This is a genomic window from Pseudomonas trutticola BRTCR10, from assembly GCF_056155105.1.
The window spans coordinates 5,383,527-5,400,037 of record NZ_CM149552.1 but is presented as its reverse complement, the minus strand read 5'-3'; the positions used below and the strand labels follow the sequence as shown (position 1 = coordinate 5,400,037).

16 protein-coding genes and 1 pseudogene are annotated in these 16,511 nt (G+C 58.2%); 10 read left to right on the top strand and 7 right to left on the bottom strand.

Annotated elements, in window-relative coordinates:
- Positions 1-42: 42 nt before the first annotated feature.
- The 3 genes from ACVVH8_RS24425 to norR form a co-directional block, all read right to left on the bottom strand.
- The gene (locus tag ACVVH8_RS24425) at positions 43-501 is read right to left on the bottom strand and encodes a GNAT family N-acetyltransferase (protein ID WP_103304506.1); all 459 of its coding nucleotides are present in this window, start codon (positions 499-501) and stop codon (positions 43-45) included.
- Between the two features lie 27 nt (positions 502-528).
- Positions 529-1,431: a chemotaxis protein CheV gene (locus ACVVH8_RS24420; protein WP_103304507.1), complete on the bottom strand. Its 903-nt coding sequence runs from the start codon at positions 1,429-1,431 to the stop codon at positions 529-531.
- A gap of 254 nt (positions 1,432-1,685) precedes the next feature.
- Positions 1,686-3,242, bottom strand: coding sequence for a nitric oxide reductase transcriptional regulator NorR (norR, locus tag ACVVH8_RS24415; RefSeq protein WP_475226791.1), 1,557 nt, complete (start codon positions 3,240-3,242; stop codon positions 1,686-1,688).
- 163 nt (positions 3,243-3,405) lie between these two features.
- Here norR and hmpA point away from each other — a divergent pair, with 163 nt between their 5' ends.
- The 9 genes from hmpA (at position 3,406) to ACVVH8_RS24370 (ending at position 12,378) form a co-directional block, all read left to right on the top strand.
- Entirely contained in the window at positions 3,406-4,587 is a 1,182-nt protein-coding gene (hmpA, locus tag ACVVH8_RS24410; protein WP_103304509.1) for an NO-inducible flavohemoprotein, read from the top strand.
- A 237-nt stretch (positions 4,588-4,824) separates the two neighbouring features.
- Positions 4,825-5,385, top strand: a complete 561-nt coding sequence (locus ACVVH8_RS24405) for an ester cyclase (protein WP_475226788.1) — start codon at positions 4,825-4,827, stop codon at positions 5,383-5,385.
- 25 nt (positions 5,386-5,410) lie between these two features.
- A complete protein-coding gene (locus ACVVH8_RS24400) occupies positions 5,411-5,920 on the top strand; it encodes a disulfide bond formation protein B (protein ID WP_025109264.1) in 510 nt (169 codons plus the stop codon).
- Between the two features lie 825 nt (positions 5,921-6,745).
- Positions 6,746-7,687, top strand: a complete 942-nt coding sequence (gene cyoA / locus ACVVH8_RS24395; protein WP_007916947.1) for a ubiquinol oxidase subunit II — start codon at positions 6,746-6,748, stop codon at positions 7,685-7,687.
- 3 nt (positions 7,688-7,690) lie between these two features.
- Positions 7,691-9,721, top strand: a complete 2,031-nt coding sequence (cyoB, locus tag ACVVH8_RS24390; RefSeq protein WP_007916945.1) for a cytochrome o ubiquinol oxidase subunit I — start codon at positions 7,691-7,693, stop codon at positions 9,719-9,721.
- A 3-nt stretch (positions 9,722-9,724) separates the two neighbouring features.
- Entirely contained in the window at positions 9,725-10,348 is a 624-nt protein-coding gene (gene cyoC, locus ACVVH8_RS24385) for a cytochrome o ubiquinol oxidase subunit III (RefSeq protein WP_042560958.1), read from the top strand.
- The gene (cyoD, locus tag ACVVH8_RS24380) at positions 10,348-10,683 is read left to right on the top strand and encodes a cytochrome o ubiquinol oxidase subunit IV (RefSeq protein WP_103304512.1); all 336 of its coding nucleotides are present in this window, start codon (positions 10,348-10,350) and stop codon (positions 10,681-10,683) included. The genes cyoC and cyoD overlap by 1 nt, the downstream gene beginning before the upstream one ends.
- A gap of 11 nt (positions 10,684-10,694) precedes the next feature.
- Positions 10,695-11,582 (top strand): heme o synthase, encoded by an 888-nt coding sequence (cyoE, locus tag ACVVH8_RS24375; protein WP_103304513.1) that lies wholly within the window; start codon positions 10,695-10,697, stop codon positions 11,580-11,582.
- Between the two features lie 304 nt (positions 11,583-11,886).
- The gene (locus ACVVH8_RS24370) at positions 11,887-12,378 is read left to right on the top strand and encodes a RidA family protein (RefSeq protein WP_475226786.1); all 492 of its coding nucleotides are present in this window, start codon (positions 11,887-11,889) and stop codon (positions 12,376-12,378) included.
- Between the two features lie 69 nt (positions 12,379-12,447).
- Here ACVVH8_RS24370 and ACVVH8_RS24365 read toward each other — a convergent pair whose 3' ends face one another.
- The 4 genes and pseudogenes from ACVVH8_RS24365 to ACVVH8_RS24350 form a co-directional block, all read right to left on the bottom strand.
- Positions 12,448-13,149: a hypothetical protein gene (locus tag ACVVH8_RS24365; RefSeq protein WP_475226783.1), complete on the bottom strand. Its 702-nt coding sequence runs from the start codon at positions 13,147-13,149 to the stop codon at positions 12,448-12,450.
- A 134-nt stretch (positions 13,150-13,283) separates the two neighbouring features.
- Positions 13,284-13,802 (bottom strand): annotated as a pseudogene (locus ACVVH8_RS24360) (DUF6622 family protein); the annotation flags it as partial.
- Between the two features lie 54 nt (positions 13,803-13,856).
- Positions 13,857-14,261, bottom strand: a complete 405-nt coding sequence (locus ACVVH8_RS24355; protein WP_315446697.1) for a GNAT family N-acetyltransferase — start codon at positions 14,259-14,261, stop codon at positions 13,857-13,859.
- Positions 14,262-14,304: 43 nt separating this feature from the next.
- On the bottom strand, positions 14,305-15,210 hold the full coding sequence (locus ACVVH8_RS24350; protein ID WP_103304518.1) for a LysR family transcriptional regulator: 906 nt from the start codon (positions 15,208-15,210) through the stop codon (positions 14,305-14,307).
- Between the two features lie 102 nt (positions 15,211-15,312).
- On the opposite strand from ACVVH8_RS24350, the gene ACVVH8_RS24345 reads away from it, so the two are divergent.
- Positions 15,313-16,485 (top strand): acetylornithine/succinylornithine family transaminase, encoded by a 1,173-nt coding sequence (locus tag ACVVH8_RS24345; protein WP_475226781.1) that lies wholly within the window; start codon positions 15,313-15,315, stop codon positions 16,483-16,485.
- The last annotated feature ends 26 nt before the right edge of the window (positions 16,486-16,511 follow it).

Here is a 16,511-nt window from a genome sequence, read left to right as displayed (position 1 = left end):
GCCGATCTCTGTGGGAGCTGGCTTGCCAGCGATGACGGACGATCAGTCCGGCACAATCTCCCGGCGGACCACATACATTCCGGCACTTTCATACAACCGCTGCGCCCGAACGTTATCTTCCAGCACCTTTAAATCGACAAATCCTTCACGCCGCTGTTGAAACGCTATGAATGCATTCAACAGCAACGCCCGGCCCAAACCTCGACCCTGAGCGCGCGGATGCACTACCAGATTCTTGATATAGGCACTGGTCCAGCACTGCGCCACACCGACGACACCCTCGGCATCCATGGCGATGAAGCACAGTTGCGGATCGTATTCCGGATCGCGTTCAAAGCGCTGCTGCCAGACCTCGAGCGCTGGGACCCGACCGCCTCCTTGTAGGTAGCCGAGTTGCATCAGGTCATGCACGGCGGGCGCCAGTTGCGGTTGGTAAGTGCTGATCTCGATACCTTTCGGCCAGACGATATCCGGCACGGCGGTGCCCAGATCCCGCCGCATCAACAAGCAATACGTCTCGCCCAAGGCTCAGTGACCGTTGGCGGCGACGTGTTTGGCCGCTTCGATCAAGCGCTGGGTCAGTTCCGGCGACGAGAACTTGGTCAACACGGCATTGGCCCCGGCCAGTCGCGCTTTTTCGCTGTTCATCGCGCTGTCGAGCGAGGTGTGCAGCAGCACGTAAAGGTGGGAGAAATCCGGAGTCTCGCGCAAGGTGCGGGTGAAGGCGTAACCGTCCATCTCGGACATTTCGATGTCGGAGACGATCAGGTTGATCTGCTGCGCTGTGCCTTGCAGGTCGAGCAGGCAGTCGATGGCTTCCTTGGCACTGCGTGCGGTGTGGCATTGCAGGCCGAGGTTGCGCAGGGTGTGCACCGATTGCTGCAACGCCACCTGGCTGTCGTCGACCACCAGAATGCGTGCGTTGCCAAGGACGTCGGCGTCTTCCATGGAGAGGTCGGTCGGGGCCATTTCGATCTGTGCCGGGGCGATGCTGTGGATGACTTTTTCGATGTCCAGCACTTGCACCAGCGTACCGTCCACCGAGGTCACGCCGGTGATATAGGCGCGCGAACCACCGGAGCCGAACGGCGGCGGTTTGATGTCAGTGGTCAGACAGTGGACGATTTTGCTCACTGCCTGAACGTGCAGACCCTGTTTAGAACGGCTGACGTCGGTGACGATCAGGCAACCGCCGTTCGGGTCTTCCAGTGGACGCTCGCCGATGGCGCGGCTGAGGTCGATCACCGACAGTGAAGCACCACGCAACGTGGCGATGCCTTTGACGTGCGGGTGCGACTCCGGCAGCTTGGTCAGCGGCGGGCAAGGGATGATTTCACTGACTTTCAGCAGGTTGATCGCCATCAGCTTGCCGCTGCGCAAAGTGAACAGCAGAAGCGAAAGTGAATCTGCGCGGGCTTTGGTGGAAGACATATAAACCTTCTGTGGAAAAAGGTGATGGGCGAGGGTGCAAATCGCCAGAAACTATTGATGCCGGGTTATCGGCGTCAAAAGGTTGGGCTTTAGGTTGGTTGTCGGGTGGGCAGGGATGTATCTGTGGTGAGGGGATTTATCCCCGATGGGGCGCGCAGCGGCCCTGCTCCTTATTTCAAAAGAAGGGACTGCTTCGCAGTCTATCGGGGATAAATCCCCTCACCACAGGGACTCATTCGAGCAACAGGAAGTGACTATTTCATGCCCAGGCGTTTGGCCATTCTGCCGAGGTTGGCTCTATCCAGCCCCAACTCCCGCGCCGCACTCGCCCAGTTATCCTGATTGCGCTCCAGCGCCGCAGCAATTAGTCGCCGCTGATATTCCTCGGTAGCGGCGCGCAGATCCCCGCTGATCAGCGGTAACGAAGCCACCACCCCGGTAACCGGCTCCACCGGGTTATCCACAACCTCCCGCGGCAAATCGAGATCGGCGGCACTTAAACTGAGAATCTTCGGCCTTACCTTGCAGTTGCCCAGCGCCTTCAACGCACTGCGCCCGATCAAGTGCTCCAGTTCACGCACGTTGCCCGGCCAAGTGTAGGCGAGCAGCGCTTCCTGGGCGTCGCTGTTGAGGCGCAGACTGTTGAGGCCCATGCGTGAGCGGTTCTGTTCGAGGAAGAAGCCGCTGAGCAGCAACACATCACGCCCGCGATCACGCAGGGCCGGCACCCGCAGCGGGTACACGCTCAGGCGATGATAGAAGTCGGCACGATAGCGACCGCTGCGCACTTCTTCGGCCAAGTCGCGATTGGTTGCGGCGATCAGGCGTACATCGACCTGATGTTCCTTGTCCGAGCCCAGGCGCTGCAACTGGCCGCTCTGCAACACGCGCAGCAATTTGGCCTGCACGGTCAGCGACAACTCGCCGACTTCGTCGAGAAACAGCGTGCCGCCATTGGCCAGTTCGAATTTGCCGCGACGGTCGCTGGTGGCGCCGGTGAACGCGCCGCGCACGTGGCCGAACAGTTCGCTTTCCACCAGCGTGTCCGGCAGCGCGGCGCAATTGAGGCTGATGATCGGCTTGTCGGCGCGCGGTGAGGCGGCGTGAATGGCCTGAGCCACCAGTTCCTTGCCGACCCCGGTTTCGCCGGTGATCAACACGGTCAGGTCACTGCCGCCGACCAGATTGATTTCCTCCACCAAACGTTTCAGCGCTTTGCTCTGGCCGATCATTTCGCGGTTCTGCTGACCGCTGGCCTGACGGTAGACCTCGGCGCGCTGGTGTTCGTCTTCGGCACGGATTGCCAGCCGCTCGATGCGTTCGGCAGCGTTGACCGTGGCCGAGGCGAGGCTGGCGAAGGCTTGCAGGGCATCCAGTTCGATGGGTTCGAAACGCTCGGGATCAAGGGCGTCGAGGGTGATCAGGCCCCAGAGTTTTTCATCGACGAACAACGGGCAGCCGAGGCAGTCGTGGACTTCAAGGTGATCGTCGAGGCCATCAACCAGGCCGTCGTAAGGATCGGGCAAGTCGCTGTCGGCGGCGAAACGGGTTGGCCCATTCCCGGCCAGCAAAATCTCGAAACGCGGATGCTCGCTGACCTTGAAGCGCCGACCGAGGGTGTCTGCACTCAAACCATCGACCGCCAGCGGCACCAGCGATTCGCCGTCCAGGCGCAGCAGTGCGGCGGCATCGCACGGCAGCAGGGCGCGCATGGCTTCGAGCAAGCGTCGGTAACGTTCGCCCTCAGGCAATTCGCGGGACAGGTCGGAAACCAGAGGCAGCAGAGCAGTGAGCAAGGATTTGGCAGTCATGGTGTTGTAGTCAAAGAGACAAGATGTAGTCGCGATGACTATAAGGTGCTTTGAGTCGATTTGACTACGTTGTTTTTAAGCTATTGATTTTCAACGATAAATAAGTTGGCACGGAAACTGATAAACCCAAGGTAACTTTTCATCGAAGCTCAGGAGTCACCCCATGCTTAGCGTCCAGGATCGTGCCATCGTCAAATCCACCGTGCCTCTGCTGGAAAGCGGTGGTGAAGCGCTGATCACCCACTTCTACCGGATGATGCTCGCCGAATACCCGGAAGTTCGCCCATTGTTCAACCAGGCGCATCAGGCCAGCGGCGATCAGCCCCGGGCTTTGGCCAACGGCGTGTTGATGTATGCCCGTCACATCGATCAGCTCGACCAGTTGGGTGATCTGGTGGCGAAGATCATCAACAAGCACGTCGCTCTGCAAATCCTGCCGGAGCACTACCCGATCGTCGGTGCCTGCCTGTTGCGCGCCATCTCCGAAGTGCTCGGCGAAGAAATCGCCACGCCAGAAGTGATGAGTGCGTGGGGCGCGGCATACGGACAACTGGCCGATATCCTGATTGGCGCCGAAACGGCAATCTACGACCAGAAAGAACAAGCCGTCGGCGGCTGGCGCGGGGCGCGCGAGTTCATCGTCGCGGCCAAGGTCGAGGAGAGCGCGGAAATCATTTCGTTCTACTTCGAACCGGCCGACAAAGGTCCCATCCTCGCGGCTGAGCCCGGCCAGTACATCGGCATGAAACTGATTCTCGACGGCGAGGAAATCCGCCGCAACTATTCGCTGTCAGCACTGGCAAACAAAGGTCAGTACCGCATCAGCGTCAAGCGTGAACCGGGTGGCCGTGCTTCCAATCACTTGCACGATCAACTGCATGTCGGCGCAAGCATTCAGCTGTTCCCGCCATCGGGCGAATTCACCCTGACTGCCAGCGACAAGCCGTTGGTGCTGATCAGCGGCGGCGTCGGCATCACCCCGACATTGGCGATGCTGGAAGCGGCGCTGGAGACTGAACGTCCGGTGCACTTTATCCACTGCGCGCGCAATGGCAGCGTGCATGCGTTCCGCGACTGGATCGACGGCCTGGCCGAGCGTCATCCGCAACTCAAGCGCTTCTACTGCTACGCCGAAGACGATGGTGTGAGCCCAGCGGCGGACAAGGTCGGGATGTTGAGTCAGGAGTTGCTCGGCGAGTGGTTGCCCCAGCAGCGTGATGTCGACGCTTACTTCCTTGGGCCGAAGGGGTTCATGGGGGCGATCAAGCGCCATCTGAAAGCGCTGGGCGTGCCGGAGCAGCAGAGCCGTTACGAGTTCTTCGGGCCGGCTTCTGCTCTGGAATAATTCCTGAGACCGAGTCGTCTGCATCGCGGGCAAGCCCGCTCCCACAGGATTTGTGGCGTGCACAGAGTTTGTGAACGACGCTGGAACCTGTGGGAGCGGGCTTGCCCGCGATTGGCCGTTACGCGGTCTTGATTCTTAAAAAGTGTTTAAAGGTTAATCGTTTCTTAACCGGTTTATCGTTTATTCCCCGATGCTGATGATAGGCGCTCGTTCGTTTACCTGATCAGGATCGCCCTCATGTCGCACCTCACCTTGGCCCGTCGTATCAGCTTCGCTGCCCTGAGCCTGTCGGCCACTTTGCTGGCCAGCCCGTTTGCTTCTGCCGAATCTGCTTTGATCACACCGCAGACCCTGATTGTCGATCAGAGCCTGCCCAAGGCACAGGCTGCAGCCATGGAACTGGCAGCACGGCGTTACGGCAGTTTCTGGAACAGTGGCGAAGAGGCACTGGCCACGGCCGCCTTGTCGCCGCAGTTTGTCGACAAGACGCCGCCCGAAGGCCGGGTGCAGGGGCCGACGGGGCCGTTGCTGGCGTCGAAGTTCTTTCGCACGGCGGTGCCGGATTTGAGCTGCGACATCGAGCAAATGATCGTCGCCGGAGATCGCGTGGTGGTGCATCTGCACTTTCGCGGGCATTTCACTGGCACGTTCAAGGCTCTCAAAGGGCAGGGCCAGCGTGTAGACTTCCGGGCAACCGATATCTATCAGATCGACAACGGTCGCATCGCGGCCAATTGGCATATCGAAGACAGCATCAGCCTGATGGCGCAACTGCAAGCGCAGCCGCCGGCCAGCTGAACCATGGACATACAAGGGAAACGCGATGAGCGAGGAAACGATTCGATTGGGACGTGAGCGGCGCTTTCTGGTGCTGCTGGGCATTATCTGCCTGGCATTGATCGGTGGCGCGCTGTACATGCAGATCGTGCTCGGCGAGGCGCCGTGCCCGCTGTGCATCTTGCAGCGTTATGCATTGCTGCTGATCGCGCTGTTCGCCTTCATTGGCGCGGCCATGCGCACGCGGCGCAGCATCACCGTGTTTGAAGTGCTGGTGGTGATTTGTGCGATAGCTGGGGCCGGTGTGGCCGGGCATCACGTGTACACCCAGTTCTATCCGGCGGTGAGCTGCGGCATCGATGTGTTGCAGCCGATTGTCGATGATCTGCCGCTGGCGAAGATCTTCCCGCTGGGTTTCCAGGTCGACGGTTTCTGCTCGACGCCGTACCCGCCGATCCTCGGTCTGTCGTTGGCGCAATGGGCACTGGTGGCATTTGTATTGGTGGTGATCCTGGTGCCGCTGTTGACCTCGCGTAACCGAAAAGCCCTGCGCTGAATCAACTATTCGGCGCATTGGCCGATACAGAAAACGCCTCGATTTGCGTATCAGCAAATCGGGGCGTTTTGCATTTCAGAGTGTTTGTGAAAACACCGTGACGAACGGCAAGGGAGGGTGTGACAGGTGTGCGACATGTTGTCACACACGCCGTGTCGCAGGTCTCTTCAGTGACGCGGATTGGTGTGCTGTTACAAAAAAGGATTGGTCTGTTTCGGTGTTTTTGCGCTTTTGCACGTGTGTGCCAGATCAGGCAGTTTTAACAAGACCTGGCAGATGGCCAAAAGCCTTGGGGTATCGGGCTTTGCGCTGATCGGGCCTGCAGAAAATGCCGTCAGAGCTGTCTGAATTGAGGCGGCTACACCTACAAATTTTGTTGTTTTTGTTGAGAATCGATTTCGATAACATGCGGCACTTTTGCAAAAAATGGCGATGGATTGTTGCTCGAACGGATAAAAATTATTTCGGGATAAGACATGGTGTATAGGGCGCTACCTATCTACAATCGCCCGCACTGAATTCCCGGCACTGTTCAGCCTTTATTAAGGAGTGAGCAGGAAGTCGGGTGTCGAGCAAGTCGTGAGGCTTTCAAGACACCCAGGTGTCGGTGCCTTCCAACTTTCCGCACCAAATGGAATTGGTCTGTAACAAGGCCTTTGACCACGAATTCGAATAAGAACTGACCGCTGTCCCAGGTTTTGTCGAGCGTCTGACGCGCGACGGGCGGCCCTTATTCAATCCAAAGAAAATGCCAACCCTTGGCAGGGTGAAGTGTTGGCGATCAAAACCCAACTGCATTGCGCAAGCTGCTTTAGAGGTCGTGAGATGAGTAAAAACAGGTACCCCAGATTACTAGGCCTAGTGCCGCTGCTCGGCACGTTGTTGCTGGGAGGCTGCAACATGACCTTGCTCAATCCAACGGGCCAGGTCGGCCTGGAACAGCGCAACCTGATCATCACCGCCACGCTGCTGATGCTGTTGGTCGTTGTGCCGGTTATCGTCATGACCTTCCTGTTCGCCTGGAAATACCGCGCGTCGAACAAGAACGCTGTCTACACCCCGAAATGGTCGCACTCGACCAAAATCGAAGTGGCAGTCTGGACCATCCCGGTCCTGATCATCATTGCCCTGGGTTACATCACTTACATCTCGACCCACGAACTGGACCCTTATCGTCCGATTCAATCCGACGTCAAGCCTGTGACCATCGAAGTGGTCGCGCTGGACTGGAAGTGGCTGTTCATCTACCCGGAACAAGGCATCGCCACGGTCAACAAGATCGTGTTCCCGGCGCACACGCCAATCAACTTCAAGATCACCTCTGACGCTGTGATGAACTCGTTCTTCATCCCGGGTCTGGGCGGCCAGATCTACGCGATGGCGGGCATGCAGACCAAGCTGCACCTGATCGCTGACCGCAACGCTGAAATGGACGGTATCTCCGCCAACTACAGCGGCGCGGGTTTCACCGGCATGAAGTTCAAAGCTATCTCCACCACTCAGGAAGATTTCGACGCCTGGGTAAGTGAAGTCAAGAAGTCACCTAAACAGCTTGATCAAGCTGAATACGCAGCCCTTGCCAAGCCAAGCCAGAACAACCCAGTCGAGCTCTACTCCTCGGTCACGCCGAACCAGTTCCAGATCATCGTCGACAAGTACGAAGGTATGAAGCCGGGCAAGCCGCTGAAGCACGAGAAGAAAGAGAAAGAAGTGGCGGCCACGGAAATTGACTCGAGTTCGCATTCAGCTGCCGGGGCAGAGGAGTAAACGATGTTTGGTAAATTAAGTTGGGAAGCAGTCCCATTCCACGAGCCGATCGTGATGGTGACCATCGCCATGATCGCCCTCGGTGGTCTGGCGCTGTTCGCTGCAATCACCTACTTCAAGAAGTGGACTTACTTGTGGACCGAGTGGCTGACGTCGGTCGACCACAAGAAAATCGGCGTGATGTACATCATCGTCGCCATGGTCATGCTGCTGCGCGGTTTTGCCGACGCCATCATGATGCGTACCCAGCTGGCCATGGCCACCGAGGGTTCGCCTGGCTACTTGCCGCCTGAACACTATGACCAGATCTTCACCGCTCACGGTGTGATCATGATCATCTTCATGGCGATGCCATTCTTCACCGGCCTGATGAACCTTGCAGTGCCGCTGCAGATCGGCGCGCGTGACGTTGCGTTCCCGTTCCTGAACTCCCTGAGCTTCTGGCTGCTGGTGTCCGGCGTTGTGCTGATCAACCTGTCCCTGGGCGTCGGCGAATTCGCCAAGACCGGTTGGGTTGCTTATCCACCGCTGTCGGGTCTGCAATACAGCCCTGGCGTGGGGATGGACTACTACATCTGGGCGCTACAGCTATCCGGGTTGGGTACGACGCTAACGGGGGTTAACTTCCTCGCGACCGTGCTGAAAATGCGTACCCCTGGCATGAAACTGATGGACATGCCGATCTTCACCTGGACCTGCACCTGGGCAAACGTTCTGATCGTGGCTTCGTTCCCGATCCTGACCGCTACCCTGGCACTGCTGACCCTCGACCGTTACATGGATTTCCACATTTTCACCAATGAACTTGGTGGCAATCCAATGATGTACGTCAACCTGTTCTGGGCCTGGGGCCACCCTGAGGTTTACATCCTGATCCTGCCGGCATTCGGCATCTTCTCGGAAGTGATCTCGGCGTTCACCGGCAAGAAACTGTTCGGCCACCACTCGATGATCTACGCCTCGGGCGCGATCTCGGTACTGGGCTTCATGGTTTGGCTGCACCACTTCTTCACCATGGGTTCGGGTGCAAGCGTCAACGCCTTCTTCGGTCTGGCGACGATGCTGATTTCCATCCCGACGGGTGTGAAGCTATTCAACTGGCTGTTCACCATCTACCAGGGCCGTCTGCGTTTCACCAGCCAGGTTCTGTGGACTCTGGGCTTCATGGTGACTTTCGCCATCGGCGGCATGACCGGCGTACTGCTGGCCATCCCGGGTGCTGACTTCGTTCTGCACAACAGCCTGTTCGTGATCGCGCACTTCCACAACGTGATCATCGGCGGTGCGGTATTCGGTTACATCGCAGGTTTCGCGTTCTACTTCCCGAAAGCGTTCGGCTTCAAGCTGCACGAAGGCTGGGGTAAAGCAGCGTTCTGGTTCTGGATCTCGGGCTTCTTCGTCGCGTTCATGCCGCTCTATGCACTGGGCTTCATGGGCATGACCCGTCGCCTGAACGCCACCACCAACCCTGAGTGGGTACCGTACCTGTACGTTGCCATGTTCGGTGCGGTGATGATCGCTGTCGGTATCGCCTGCCAGCTGATCCAGCTGTACGTGTCGGTACGTGACCGCAACAAGCCAGAGAACGTTTGCGATCACGGTGACCCGTGGAATGCACACACCCTGGAATGGTCGACTTCGTCGCCACCTCCGTTCTACAACTTCGCTGTGCTGCCTAAGGCTGACTGCATCGACCCGTTCACCGAAGCCAAGGAAAACGGTACCGCGTACCAGCGTCCGGCCAAGTACGAGCCGATCCACATGCCGAACAACACCGCCACTGGCGTAGTGATGGGCGCACTGTTGACCGTCTTCGGTTTCGCGATGATCTGGCACATCTGGTGGTTGGCAATCGCCAGCCTGGCCGGCACTGTCATCTACTTCGTGATCCACGCTGCACGTGACGACCAGGGCTATATGGTTCCGGTTGAAACGATCGAGCGCATCGAAGCCGAGCAGCACAAGCGTCTGGTCGCGGCAGGGAAAATCCCGGCCGGTGCCACCCGTGTTGAAACCTCGTTGGAACAGGCTTAAACCATGTCGAATTTAGTGACCAATGCCGGACACGCCCATGGTGAACATGGGCACGATGACCATCACCACGATTCGGGCGAGATGACCGTATACGGTTTCTGGCTCTACCTGATGACCGACTGCATTCTGTTTGCGTCGATCTTCGCGGTGTACGCAGTACTGGTAAACAACGTAGCCGGTGGCCCGTCGGGCCACGACATCTTCGAACTGCCATACGTGCTGGGCGAAACTGCTCTGCTGTTGTTCAGTTCGATCACCTACGGCTTCGCCATGCTGGCGTTGTACAAAGGTAAAAAGCAGCAGGTTCTGGGCTGGTTGTTCATGACCTTCCTGCTCGGCGCAGGCTTTATCGCCATGGAGATCAACGAGTTCCACCTGCTGATCTCCGAGGGCTTCGGTCCTAGCCGTTCGGGCTTCCTGTCCGCGTTCTTCACCCTGGTCGGTACCCACGGTCTGCACGTGTCTGCGGGTCTGATCTGGATGGGCATCATGATGTACCAGGTCAACAAGCACGGCCTGACGGCGACCAACAAGACCCGTCTGAGCTGCCTGAGCCTGTTCTGGCACTTCCTGGACGTGGTGTGGATCTGCGTATTCACCGTTGTTTACCTGATGGGGACTCTGTAATGGCTAATGCACACTCCCATGACAGCCATGATGCTGGCCACGGCAGCGTAAAGTCGTACGCCATCGGCTTCATCCTGTCGGTGATTCTGACCGTCATCCCGTTCGGTCTGGTGATGTACCCGAGCCTGCCGAAGGCCACCACACTGGCAATCGTCCTGCTGTTCGCAGTGATCCAGGTGATCGTTCACCTGTATTACTTCCTGCACCTGGACCGTTCGGTGGCACAGCGTAACAACGTGATCGCGTTCGTCTTCACGGCCATCGTGATCCTGCTGCTGGTTGGCCTGTCGTTGTGGATCATGTTCAGCATCCACACGTTCATGATGGCGAAGTGAGGTAAGACCCGATGTCGCTCAAGCACTTTATCCAAATCACCAAACCGGGGATCATTTTCGGTAACGTGCTTTCTGTGGCAGGCGGGTTTTTCCTGGCCTCGAAAGGGCATGTCGATCTGGCGGTGTTTCTGGCTGCCATGATCGGTACATCCCTGGTTGTCGCCTCCGGTTGCGTGTTCAACAACTGCATCGACCGCGACATCGACCTGAAGATGGAACGCACCAAGAACCGGGTACTGGTGCAGGGCTTGATCTCCCTGAAACTGGCCCTGGTCTACGCGACCATCCTTGGTGTTCTCGGCGTTGCATTGTTGTACAAGGTGGCCAACCCGTTGGCCGCCCTGTTCGCGGTAATCGGCTTCGTGATCTACGTCGGCTTCTACAGCCTGTACCTCAAGCGCAAGTCGGTTCACGGCACGTTGGTGGGCAGTCTGTCGGGCGCCATGCCGCCAGTGATCGGTTACGTCGCCGTAACCAACAGCTTCGACATGGCCGCGCTGACGTTGCTGGTGATGTTCAGCCTGTGGCAGATGCCGCATTCCTACGCCATCGCGATCTTCCGCTTCAACGATTACCTGGCCGCATCGATTCCGGTGCTGCCAGTGAAGCGCGGAATTGAAGTGGCCAAGAAGCACATCCTGCTCTACATCCTGGCGTTCCTCGTGGCGACCTTGATGCTGACCTTCAGCGGTTACGCCGGCATGAGCTACCTCGCCGTCGCCGCGGCCATGGGCATGTACTGGTTGTACATGGCCTGGACCGGCTACAAGGCAGTGGATGACACGGTCTGGGCACGTAAGTTGTTCGTGTTCTCGATCTTCACCATCACCGCCCTGAGCGTCATGATGTCCCTGGACTTCAAGGTGCCAAGCGAGCTGCTGCTGACGTACGCGCCGTAAGGCTCAAAGGCTTGAAGAAAAACCCCGCACATTGAGAGATGTGCGGGGTTTTTTATTGGGTGAATTATGCTGAATCGAGGTGACACCATCGCGAGCAGGCTCGCTCCCACAGGGGATTTGTGAACGACGCCAATCGAATGTGGGAGCGAGCCTGCTCGCGATGGCGTGCGCCGCCGATTTCGAAGGTTGCGGAGTACTTTCAAAAGACCTAGATTTGGATCCAGTGATAGCGCCATGCCATTCCCTCGGCGCTCAACTGTTCTACTCCGCGATATTTCACGCATCGATTCAGAGGCTGGGCGAAATGACTGAGAGGATGACCTGCGACGAGCGCTTCATTGCCCTGGCACAAGAGCTGAATTACGACATCTATGGCGAGAACACCGCCGGTGGCAATTACGCACCGTTGATCCGTCATCATGATGAGCTGTACATCAGCGGCATGGTGCCGCGCACTAACGGCAAGATTCAGTACCCCGGTCGGGTGGGTCTGGAGTTGACCCTCAAGGATGCCCAGGCTGCTGCGAGCATCAGTGCGATGCGTTGCCTGGCGCTGATCGTCGATGCAGTCGGTTCGCTGGACAAGATCAAGGCGTTGCTACGGGTCACTGTGTACGTGAAGTCGACGCCGGACTTTGTTGACCTGAGTGAAGTGGCCAACGGTGCATCGGATGTTTTCAGCCATGTGCTCGGCGATGCCGGCCGGCACACGCGTACCACTGTCGGTGTGTATCAGTTGCCGAAGAATGCGGCGATCGAAGTCGACATGATTGCGGCATTGCACTCCGACGCATAACTCCCAAGCCGAAAACCAAAAAGCCCCGCCTGAATCTCAGTGCGGGGCTTTTTCGTCAGCGCCGAAATATTACTGCGCGGCGATGCTGTAGCCATCGAATGCGGTCTGCTGTTGCAGCGCGGTGATGATGTTCTTGCGGTTTACAGCCTGCTCGGTACCGGCGTTATCAACGAATATTTCGCTTTCCAGTTCCGCCTCTTCGCCTTCACCGACGAAGGTGAAACCGAGGAACTCCAGCGCTTCGCGGTCAACGCTCAAGCGCGAACGTGGAGTGCGCAGCGGCAAGGTCACACTGGCGCCGTCCTTGCTGATGGTGAAGATTTCGAGTTCTTTCTTCTTGGCGGCCTTGCTCTTGCCGCCGCTCGGGTTGCTGATCGCCTGATGGGTTTGATTCAGAACTTTCAGCGCGAGACCGTAAACGATTTCCTGGAAGGCCGGATCGTCCTTGAAGCAGGACAGGATGCGGCCGATCGAGAACTTGCTGCTCAGGTCTTCAAGTGCGGCGATGTCGGCGGCTTCGGCGTCTTTCAGAGCCTTGAGTTCGCCCATCAGCTCATAGGCCTTGTCGTCATCGAAGCTGTCGTGGGCCTGACGGATCGCGGCGCGCAGCTCGCGAATCTGGTCGCTTTCGCGGTTCGACTGAAAAGCGTCGAGGACCATCTCGCTGATGATTTTGGCTTGTGGCAGGTGTTGTGAAAGATTGATGGAGTTTTCGTATTCCGCTTTGGACGATTCGGTAACGACGGATTCAGCGGTGTTGAAATCGGACATTGAAATTTCACTACTTTTTAACTTGAGTGGAGATGAGAAAGCACAGGGCTTTTTCAGGCCGACTAATTTAGGGGAGCGGGGCGGCGTTGTCACGGAGCAACGGGCTGGCGGTCGAGTTTTTTACCGCTGACTCATCAAGCACCCAAAGGCGGGCGTTGCGCCTGAAGCGTTCGCAGCAGCCAATAGAACTTTAGCGAGCGGGTGCTGATCAGTCCGCAGACAAATCCCGACGCTACAGCCTTGAGCAACAACATGTCCGCTTCGGTAGTGCGGTCCGGGTGCACGTCATCCTGGTAGCCGAAGTAGTAGTTCACCGCAAAAAACAGCAGCAACAACACCAGTGCTTTCCAGGTCCCCGGCACGATTAATCCGGTTTCCGGGTCGTCGAGCTCTACGCCCTTGCGGGAAAAGATCAGCCATGCCGACAGGGCACCGAGGGTCAAAGCGATCAACCAGCCGCCCAGCGTCAAACCGGGATCAACCGACAGGTTCAGCGAAAGCAGCGACCAGACCAGCAGGACCAGCGGCGTCGACAGCAGCGAAAACCGGGTCTCGTGCTGAGGCTTGCGAGCCTTCAGGCCGAAATACACCATGATCAGAAAAACCACATAAACCCACAGTGGGGTGTTTTGCAAAATGGCGAGCATTGCGCAGCGTCCTTGCTGAAAAAAGAGGGGAGATCATAGCTGGTGTCATAGCGTTAAGGGTTACTTCAGTCGTGGGCGCTCCATCGCAATCAGCGACGTTTGAAAACCCAGGCGGGCAAAAAACGCCTCGGCGCCTTCACGGCCTGCGCGCAGCACCCAGGTGATGTCGGGGTTATCCCCCATGACGTGCTCAACCAATGCCCGGCCAATGCCTTCGCGTCGATGCTGCCCGTCGACCACGACCATCGACAGATAACCGTTGGATAAACCATCGCTGATACCGCGGGCGAAACCTGCGATGCATGTGCCTTTGAGGGCAATGGCCGTGCGTTGGGAGTTGGCGATGAGCTGTGCAAAGTCTTCGCTTGAACCGGTTCGATGGCCCCATCCATGCTGGCCGAGGAACAGGCGCACTGATTCCACTTCGGCGGGCAATAGATCGCGTACGGTCAGGTAGTTGTTCATCGGTGGGTCGACTCCTTGTCGCGGACGTGGTGAGTTAGAGGAACTAGGATCTGCCCCATGCCTGCATCGCGAAATCGACGAAGCGCCGCAGCTTGGGCAGGCGATAACGATCCGGGGCATACAACAGGTGTAGAGGTCGGCTCGGGGGTTGGTAGTCGGGGATGACCGTCACCAGTCGGCCATCGCGCAAATCCTCTTCCACCAGGGCATCGGGCAGCATCACGATGCCCATGCCCGTACGTGCCGCCTGATGCAGGCCGGCGGAGCTGTTGATCAGCATCGGCCCGCTGACGTCGACCATGATTTCGCCGTCCGGGCCGCTGAGGCGCCAGCGCTTTTCCACCGATTGCCAGTCATCGCCGGTGGGGTAGGCAAAGGACAGGCAGTCATGCTGTTGCAGGTCTTGTGGCGTCAGCGGCATGCCTCGTCTTGCGACATACTCCGGCGCCGCGCAGACGGTCAGGGTGTAGTCGATCAGGGGCCGGGCTATCAAGTTGGACTGTTCGAAGTGACCCAGGCGGAAGGCGACGTCGAGGCCGCTTTCCAGCAGATCCGGGCGGCTATTGGTCAGTACCACGTCGAGTTTGACCTTCGGCCATTGCAGGGAAAATTCACTCAGCGCTGGCGCCAGGCGCTCAACGCCGAAGGTCAGAGGAGCGGTAATACGCAGGATGCCACGAGGCTCATCAAGGGCCTGCTCGGCGAGGCGTTCAGAGTCAGCCAACAGTCCCAGCACTTCGAGGCAGCGCTGGTAATAGACGCTGCCGAACTCGGTCAGTCGCTGGCGCCGCGTGGTGCGTTGCAGCAGTTGCACGCCGAGCCGTTGCTCCAGCGCGCGCAGGTGATTGCCTACCATCGTCGTCGACATGTCGCACTGCAACGCGGCCGCCGTCATGCTCCCCGATTCGACCACTTTGACGTAGACGCTCATCGACTGAAACAGGTCCATTATCAAGTCCGGCTTTTAAATGATTGAAGTTTTACCGAGTTTATCCAGTTCTGGTGGCTAACCATACTGCGAGCACACCGACCTTCACTGGAGTTTGAAGTCATGACCGCCGCGCTGATGAACACCTACCAACCACTGGCCCTGAGTTTCACCAAAGGCTTGGGCACGCGCCTGTGGGATCAGGCCGGTCGCGAGTATCTGGACGCGGTCGCCGGGGTGGCGGTGACCAATGTCGGCCACTCGCACCCGCGCATCGTTTCGGCGATCAGCGAACAGGCGGGATTGCTGCTGCATACGTCCAATCTGTACAGCATCGATTGGCAGCAACAGTTGGCCAACCGGCTGACTGAGTTGTCGAGAATGGACAAGGCGTTCTTCAACAACTCCGGGGCCGAGGCCAACGAAACCGCTTTGAAGCTGGCGCGGTTGTACGGCTGGCGCAAGGGCATTGAGCAGCCGCTGGTGGTGGTGATGGCCAACGCGTTTCATGGCCGCACACTCGGTACGTTGTCCGCCAGTGATGGGCCGGCGGTGCGCCTGGGTTTCAACGAATTGCCGGGGGATTTCGTCAAAGTGCCGTTCGGTGATCTCGCTGCACTGGACCATGTTCAACGCAAACACGGTGAGCGGATCGTCGCGATTCTGGTGGAACCGATTCAGGGGGAAAGTGGTGTGCAACTGGCACCGCCGGGTTATCTGAAAGCCTTGCGTGAACTATGCAACCGGCATGCGTGGCTGCTGATGCTTGACGAGATTCAGACCGGTATCGGCCGCACGGGCGAGTGGTTTGCGTTTCAGCATGAAGGCATTGTCCCGGATGTCATGACCCTGGCCAAAGGACTCGGCAATGGCGTGCCGATCGGTGCATGCCTGGCGCGGGGCAGGGCGGCGGATCTGTTCACGCCCGGCAGCCATGGCAGTACGTTTGGCGGTAATCCGCTGGCCTGTCGGGTGGGCTGTACGGTGCTGGAAATCATTGATGAGCAAGGCTTGTTGGAAAATGCGCGGGTACAGGGTGAGCGTCTGTTGAGCCTGTTACGCGCAGAACTCGCGGATAACCCGAATGTGCTGGCGATTCGTGGTCAGGGTTTGATGATCGGCATCGAGTTGAAACAGCCGATTCGTGACCTGACGCTGATCGCGGCGCGGGATCATGGGCTGCTGATCAACGTCACGCGCGGCAAGACCATACGGCTGCTGCCGCCGCTGACGATTGATGAGCGGGAGGTGGGGATGATTGTCAGAGGTGTGGTGCGGGCACTGACCGCGCATTGACGGCTTGCAAGTAGCACTGTAGGAGC

Bases quoted from the DNA above. Each gene is read 5' to 3' on its own strand.
- ACVVH8_RS24355 (WP_315446697.1), bottom strand. From the start codon at position 14,261: ATGAACAACTACCTGACCGTACGCGATCTATTGCCCGCCGAAGTGGAA.
- hmpA (WP_103304509.1), top strand. From the start codon at position 3,406: ATGCTTAGCGTCCAGGATCGTGCCATCGTCAAATCCACCGTGCCTCTG.
- ACVVH8_RS24400 (WP_025109264.1), top strand. From the start codon at position 5,411: ATGAGCGAGGAAACGATTCGATTGGGACGTGAGCGGCGCTTTCTGGTG.
- cyoC (WP_042560958.1), top strand. From the start codon at position 9,725: ATGTCGAATTTAGTGACCAATGCCGGACACGCCCATGGTGAACATGGG.
- norR (WP_475226791.1), bottom strand. From the start codon at position 3,242: ATGACTGCCAAATCCTTGCTCACTGCTCTGCTGCCTCTGGTTTCCGAC.
- ACVVH8_RS24370 (WP_475226786.1), top strand. From the start codon at position 11,887: ATGACTGAGAGGATGACCTGCGACGAGCGCTTCATTGCCCTGGCACAA.
- cyoD (WP_103304512.1), top strand. From the start codon at position 10,348: ATGGCTAATGCACACTCCCATGACAGCCATGATGCTGGCCACGGCAGC.
- ACVVH8_RS24345 (WP_475226781.1), top strand. From the start codon at position 15,313: ATGACCGCCGCGCTGATGAACACCTACCAACCACTGGCCCTGAGTTTC.
- ACVVH8_RS24420 (WP_103304507.1), bottom strand. From the start codon at position 1,431: ATGTCTTCCACCAAAGCCCGCGCAGATTCACTTTCGCTTCTGCTGTTC.
- cyoA (WP_007916947.1), top strand. From the start codon at position 6,746: ATGAGTAAAAACAGGTACCCCAGATTACTAGGCCTAGTGCCGCTGCTC.
- ACVVH8_RS24405 (WP_475226788.1), top strand. From the start codon at position 4,825: ATGTCGCACCTCACCTTGGCCCGTCGTATCAGCTTCGCTGCCCTGAGC.
- cyoE (WP_103304513.1), top strand. From the start codon at position 10,695: ATGTCGCTCAAGCACTTTATCCAAATCACCAAACCGGGGATCATTTTC.
- ACVVH8_RS24425 (WP_103304506.1), bottom strand. From the start codon at position 501: ATGCGGCGGGATCTGGGCACCGCCGTGCCGGATATCGTCTGGCCGAAA.
- cyoB (WP_007916945.1), top strand. From the start codon at position 7,691: ATGTTTGGTAAATTAAGTTGGGAAGCAGTCCCATTCCACGAGCCGATC.
- ACVVH8_RS24350 (WP_103304518.1), bottom strand. From the start codon at position 15,210: ATGGACCTGTTTCAGTCGATGAGCGTCTACGTCAAAGTGGTCGAATCG.
- ACVVH8_RS24365 (WP_475226783.1), bottom strand. From the start codon at position 13,149: ATGTCCGATTTCAACACCGCTGAATCCGTCGTTACCGAATCGTCCAAA.